General features: G+C 37.9%; 4 protein-coding genes. 1 reads left to right on the top strand and 3 read right to left on the bottom strand.

What is annotated here, in order from left to right:
* Nucleotides 1-185: 185 nt before the first annotated feature.
* The gene (locus BLP87_RS01795) at nt 186-1,505 is read left to right on the top strand and encodes an IS4 family transposase (protein ID WP_026655762.1); all 1,320 of its coding nucleotides are present in this window, start codon (nt 186-188) and stop codon (nt 1,503-1,505) included.
* 172 nt (nt 1,506-1,677) lie between these two features.
* On the opposite strand, the gene BLP87_RS01790 is transcribed toward BLP87_RS01795, so the two are convergent.
* The 3 genes from BLP87_RS01790 to BLP87_RS01780 are packed head-to-tail and all read right to left on the bottom strand — an operon-like array spanning nt 1,678 to nt 5,800.
* Entirely contained in the window at nt 1,678-3,414 is a 1,737-nt protein-coding gene (locus BLP87_RS01790) for an ABC transporter ATP-binding protein (protein ID WP_026667585.1), read from the bottom strand.
* Nucleotides 3,408-5,174 carry an ABC transporter ATP-binding protein gene (locus tag BLP87_RS01785; RefSeq protein WP_026667584.1) on the bottom strand — a complete coding sequence of 589 codons (1,767 nt, stop codon included), beginning with the start codon at nt 5,172-5,174 and terminating at the stop codon, nt 3,408-3,410. Before BLP87_RS01785 ends, BLP87_RS01790 begins: the two co-directional genes overlap by 7 nt.
* Nucleotides 5,175-5,179: 5 nt before the next feature.
* Nucleotides 5,180-5,800: a TetR/AcrR family transcriptional regulator gene (locus BLP87_RS01780; protein WP_026667583.1), complete on the bottom strand. Its 621-nt coding sequence runs from the start codon at nt 5,798-5,800 to the stop codon at nt 5,180-5,182.
* Nucleotides 5,801-6,185 lie beyond the last annotated feature (385 nt).

Below are 6,185 nucleotides of genomic sequence, written 5' to 3'. Positions count from 1 at the left end.
CAATGTCATTAAGTTAAGATGACAGCCCAAAAGATCTCTATGTCAGAAATGACATAGGGGTCTTTTTTTCTTAAAAGGTATTGACAGATTATCGTAAATGTGTGGCCGCTTTCGCTACTGATGTTTTAAAGGTAGCGAAAGCGGCCCTTGTAATTAAGGAAAACTTGATTGCAAGGAGGTCACATATGAAACCAAAACATATTAAAAAGCTTTTATTATCTGAAATCACTACCACTACTCAAAACATGTTGGATTATGTTGTTAATCCCAAAGTAGATTTCACTAGGAATCGTAAGCTTCCATTCGAAAAAATAGTCAGAGCTATCATCGAGATGGAAAGCAAGAGTATAACCAATGAGATGATTGATATCTTCCATGATGTCAGTTCATTGCCATCTGCCTCGGCTTTTGTTCAGCAAAGACAAAAGATTAAGCCCGAATTTTTTAGAGACATCTTTAAAGGGTTTACAAATAAACTACAAAATCATTCGCATTCTGATTTAACTATTCTTGCAGTTGATGGTTCTGATATTCAAATTCCAACTAATTCTGAAGATAAAAAATCTTATTATCCCAGTGTTAATGGACAAAAGCCCTACAATTTGTTGCATTTAAATGCACTCTATAATCTAGAAAATCATTTATATACTGATGTAGTACTTCAAGGAAAGCATGATGCAAATGAGCACTCTGCATTGCAAGAGATGGTAGATAGATCGCCTATTCCCAAAGCATTAGTAATTGCTGATAGAGGATACGAATCTTATCACAGTATGGCACATATCCAAGAAAAAGGTTGGTATTATCTCATAAGGATTAAGGATGGTACACGAGGAATTAAGAATGGATTAGACCTACCTGATGAAGAAGAATTTGATGTAAATATTGATTTAAAACTTACGCGTAAACAAACAAAGGAAATGAAGGAATTATTTTTGAAGGACAAGAATCACTACAAATTGATTGCACATTCACATCCGTTTGATTATCTCCCAACAAAGCTAAGGAAAAAGGATTCAGTAGCCTTTTATGAGCTTAAATTTAGAATCGTACGATTCAAGATTACTGAAGACACATATGAAACCGTAATTACTAACTTGGACGCTAAGGAATATACGCCAACAAATTTAAAAAAGTTATATGCAGCCAGATGGGGGATAGAAACTTCATTTAGAGATTTAAAATATACTATTGGAATGCTAGATTTTCATTCAAAAAAGGTGATGTGTATTCAGCAAGAAATATACGCACATCTGATAATGTATAACTTTGCGGAAATGATTACCTCGCACGTAGTCATTGAAAAAAAGCAAAGAAAATATACATACAAAGCGAACTTTACCGTTGCTGCTCATGTCTGCAGACTATTCTTGCGTGAAAAAACGACATCACCTAATTTAGAAACTATAATAGCTAGAAATATAATTCCAGTTAGACCTAATAGGCATCGTAAACGAATACTGACAGGAAAAGTATTTCATAGTTTCTTATATAGAGTAGCATAAATAATCAAAATAAAACATGATTAGTAGGTGGATTTTAGATCCGCCTGTTTGTTATGCCTAAAAAGGAAGAAACGGGAATGAAGGTTATCATCTTCATTCCCGTTTCTCTCATCCAAAGCATTATCCCAATGTTAACTTAATGACATTGTCTATGACGGCTGTCTTATTTTTTTTAGTTTTTCCATCCTGCGGAAACAGCACGTTTTGTAACCATGCTATGATAAATGCCTTTCTTTTTCATGAGAGTTGAATGGTTTCCGGTTTCTGCAATCATACCATCCTTGATAACCATAATCTTGTCGGCGCCCATTATGGTGTTGAGCCTGTGGGCAATAACAAGAAGGGTCTTTCCTTTGCATAGCTCTGAAATAGCTGACTGGATATAGCTTTCATTGTCGGCATCTACACTTGCTGTAGCCTCATCCAGGATAACAATAGGAGAGTCCTTGAGGATACATCTTGCAATGGAAAGACGCTGTGCCTGGCCACCGGAAAGAGATGCTCCGCCTTCACCGATAACTGTATCAAATCCTTCGGGAAGCTCCATAATGAAATCATAACAGCGAGCTTTTTTAGCTGCTTCGATGACTTCCTCTTTTGTCGCATCGGGGCGACCAAGAGCAATGTTATTATAGATGGTATCCTGGAAAAGATATACTCGTTGGAATACCATACTTATATTATCCATTAAAGTTGCAATAGGTATTTTTCTGATGTCTTTTCCACGCAAGAGAATACTTCCTTCTTTAACATCCCAGAATCGGGTAAGCAAACTTGCTATTGTAGATTTTCCGCCACCGGAAGGGCCAACAAGTGCAACCATGTCACCCTTATTAGCTTTGAAAGATACATCTTTTAAAACATCTTTGGAATCATAAGCAAAGGTCACATTATTGTATTCAATTTCTGTGGCTGCTTCACTGCTTAATTTGTCAGTGCCATTATCATCTAATTCTTTCTCGGCAAATAAAGCTTCAATTCTGTCCATGCAGGAGTTCATAACTGTAAGTCTTGCCTCCTGATCATAGAAGGTTCTCATTGGTACAAATAAATCAAAGAGACAAAGAAGCATACCAAAGAAAAATTTAAGCTCCATAAATCCATTGAAATACAGTATCGCTGAGACGCCAAGGATTGTAACGGTGCCTAAACCATAAAGGAGAAATATTGCTCGCTTCCAAGGCATATGAAAATGCTCGAAATCAAGATTTACACGGCAATTTTCTTCAAAGCTGTTTGTAAGTTCCTTAGACTTATCACCAAGGAGGTTATAAGTCTTTATGATACCGATTCCCTCTGTAAAGTTTAGAACCGCTTCAGTCTGTACTTCTGAGGCCTCTTGCTTTTCATCTGAATGAACAAGGTCATTTTTCATCATTCCCTGACCTATCATAACCATAAATAAAGAGATGAGGGCAGAAGCAAAGCCTAAACGCCAATCAAAGAAGAACATAAACACTACCATAATAAACTGTGCGAATAAGTAACTCATCATGTCGGCTAAAACCATCATGCAGTTTTCTTCTATAAAGACCATATCAGTTGATAATACGGAACTGATTTTACCTATATTACCCTCGGTAAAGTAACCCATAGGAAGTTTGCGTAAATGCTCGCCCAGCTTCATTCTCATGTCTGCGAATATTTTGTATCCGGCAGCGCTTTGCATTCTATCTGCAAGATACTGAGCTATGGCTTGAGCTAGTACACCTGCTACCATTATTATTGCAGTTTTGATGCAAATAGCTTTTGTGATAGTACCCTCTATATATGCTTCAAGAATGAAATACATTAATATGATAGGAACCTTCATAAGCATACCTTTAAGGAAAGACATGACAAAGGCACCGTAGATTCCGCCTTTATATTTACCGGAAACCCCTATTATTCGTTTGATCAATCCTAACATGCTTCCACCTCATTTCCCTCTTTTTCAGTTGCATTGGCAATTTTCCAGTTAGCACTGGCTTCGCTACTGTTCCAAAGTTTTTTGTATTCTTCGCAGCTGCCAAGAAGAGCTTCATGGGTATCAGCGGCTACTAAATTACCATCCTTCAGCACACAAATTTTGTCGGCGTTTACGATTGTTTGTAATCTATGGGCGATAACCAGAACGGTTTTGCCCTTGATTATTTCTGCAATAGCAGAATTCATTTTTTCTTCATTCTCAGGATCGATGAAAGCGGTGGCTTCATCAAGTACGATAACAGGAGCATTTTTAAGAATAGCTCTTGCTAAAGAGATACGTTGTCTCTCACCACCGGAAAGCATCTTGCCGCCATCCCCGGCCATGGTATCAATACCCTTTGGCAATCTGGCAAGAAATTCACTACACTGAGCTTTATCAGCTGCATCAAGCACCTGTTCTCTGGTAGCGGAAGGATTTCCTATCAAAATATTTTCGTACAAAGTAGTATTGAAAAGGAATTGCTCCTGAGACACATATGATATTTGATTGTTTAATGCTTCAATGCTCATGTCAGTGATATCCTGACCGCCAAGAGTGATTCTGCCTCCGTTAAGGTCGTAGTAATGTACAAGCAGTTTAGCCAGAGTGGATTTACCACTTCCGGATTCACCCACAAGTGCGGTCATTGTGTCTTCCTTAAGGTCTAAGTCAACACCGTGAAGTACTTCCGCATCTTTATATCCGAAACGGACATTTTCGAATTTAACTTCGCAAGAAGTACCTTTGAAGTTATTTCCACCTGTCTTAAGTGGCTCACCATCCATAGCTGCTTCAATCTCAGAGATTTTGTAATCCAACTGAGGGAATTTTCCTGCAAATGCCAATGCCTTAAGAAGAGGAGTACCCATTGAAAGTGAAAGACAAAAGACAAGAACAAGGTTTGCAATTGTTGAAGTGCCATTGATGACAAAAAGAGTACCTACCGGTAAAGTAACAAGTGCGATACATGGAAGAACGGCACTGTACAATGCCATCCATGGCCAGCAAACCTTATACCAGGCAAGAGTTAGATCGCGATAACTTTTAATATCACTTTCATAGCGCTTATAAGATTCGCCGTCGCGGCCGAAGACTTTTACAACTTCCATACCATTTACATACTCAATGATCGTAGCATTCATCTTAGATGCAGCAGAATAGTAGGCGTTCATTCTTTCCATGCCTGCTTTAAACATCATTCCCATGGCAGCAAGACCGATTGGTAAAGAGCAAAGAGAAAGTAGTGCAAGCTTCCAATCTGCTATAAACATAAAGACTAATGCTATTACAGGAATGCACAGATTTGAGAGTCCTTCCGGTACGGCATGTGCAAGCAAAATCTCTATCTGTTCGATATCATCGGTAAATAGTTTTTTGATTTTTCCGTTACCCATATCCTGGATAGCGCCAAGAGGCTGTTGTTCTAACTTTCGTTGCAGAGATATTCGGATTGTTTTTAATGTATTGTAGGCTGAAATATGAGAGAATTTCAGACCGAGTACGTACAAGTTAGAGAAGGCTAACTCGCAGGCACAAATAATCACTAAGTAAATGCCAAAGGACTTAACGGAGAGAGATTCTCCGTTAAGCAAAGGCTCGATAATCTTGTATACCAGAAAATAAGGTATCATTGAAGCAACGAGAGCAATTAACATTGTGATCATTGCGGCGTAAGTATACTTTATATAGTTACCCATATAAGGCTTTATTTTTTTAAACATTTTTCTTACCTTTCTGCTAATAATATTGTGTCAGTCCAATTAAAGAATCGACACATGATTTTACAGTGCTGTTCTATTTCTTTCCAGCTTAGATCATGTGTAAAGGGCTCATAAACAGAAGTCCAGAAGGATGTACAAATCACATGCAGTTCCTTACTTGTGATATCTGTTCGTGCAAGATTACGACGCTTGGCTTCGTTGTAATATTTTTCGTATGCCTTACTCATGGATGAAACAAAGTCATGCTGATAGTTTTCAAAGCGAGTGCCGGATGATTTAGAAATCAAAAGCACAAAACCATCTTTTAAATCCCAAAGCATTTTGAATAGCTCCAGGGTATTTTCTTCGTTCATATCCCATGCGTGACATATTTCATCGTCAGTGAGTTCTGAAAGATTAGGGAGAGTGCGTTTGTTGATATAATCTTCAATTGCATCAACGGTATCTTTCACTACCGCACAGAATAATTCCTCCTTACCTTTATACCGCTTGTATAGAGCACCTGTAGTAATGCCGGCGTTTTCACAAATAGTTTTAAGTTCAGCCTTTAAAAAACCATTTTTTAGGAACTCTGCTTTAGCACTGTCTAATAGTCTAGGGTCTATACTTTTATCAGGTACTGACATTTGTGACCTCCTAAATATTACTGAAAATTGAATTACCGATAACTCGATTTTCAATATAGCATAGGCCTTTGCTTTTGTGAAGTGGGAAAATAAAAAAGAGGGAGTCAAAGGGACGGTTGGTTTGACTTGTTTTTTATGGCAAAAATCGGCTGGGCGTTATGGTTCAGGCGGAAGTTGATATTTTTTACTTACTATTTTTTGCATATTGTAATTATAGGCAGGTTTTTAACCGCCTTTTTCCCTGTCTATTTTTTGCTAAATGCATTTCTGGACAGGCATCTATAGCAATATCCGACTCATAATACCCATGTGATGTTAGGCTTAACCGCTCCGCGGATATGACCATGATCACGATATGCCACTAAGCGTACTGCTTCAGATTTTT

This window comes from Butyrivibrio hungatei (assembly GCF_900101605.1).
Classification (GTDB): Bacteria; Bacillota; Clostridia; order Lachnospirales; family Lachnospiraceae; genus Butyrivibrio; species Butyrivibrio hungatei_B.
The sequence above is the reverse complement of the archived record's forward strand: the minus strand, read 5'-3'. Positions and strand labels throughout refer to the sequence as shown.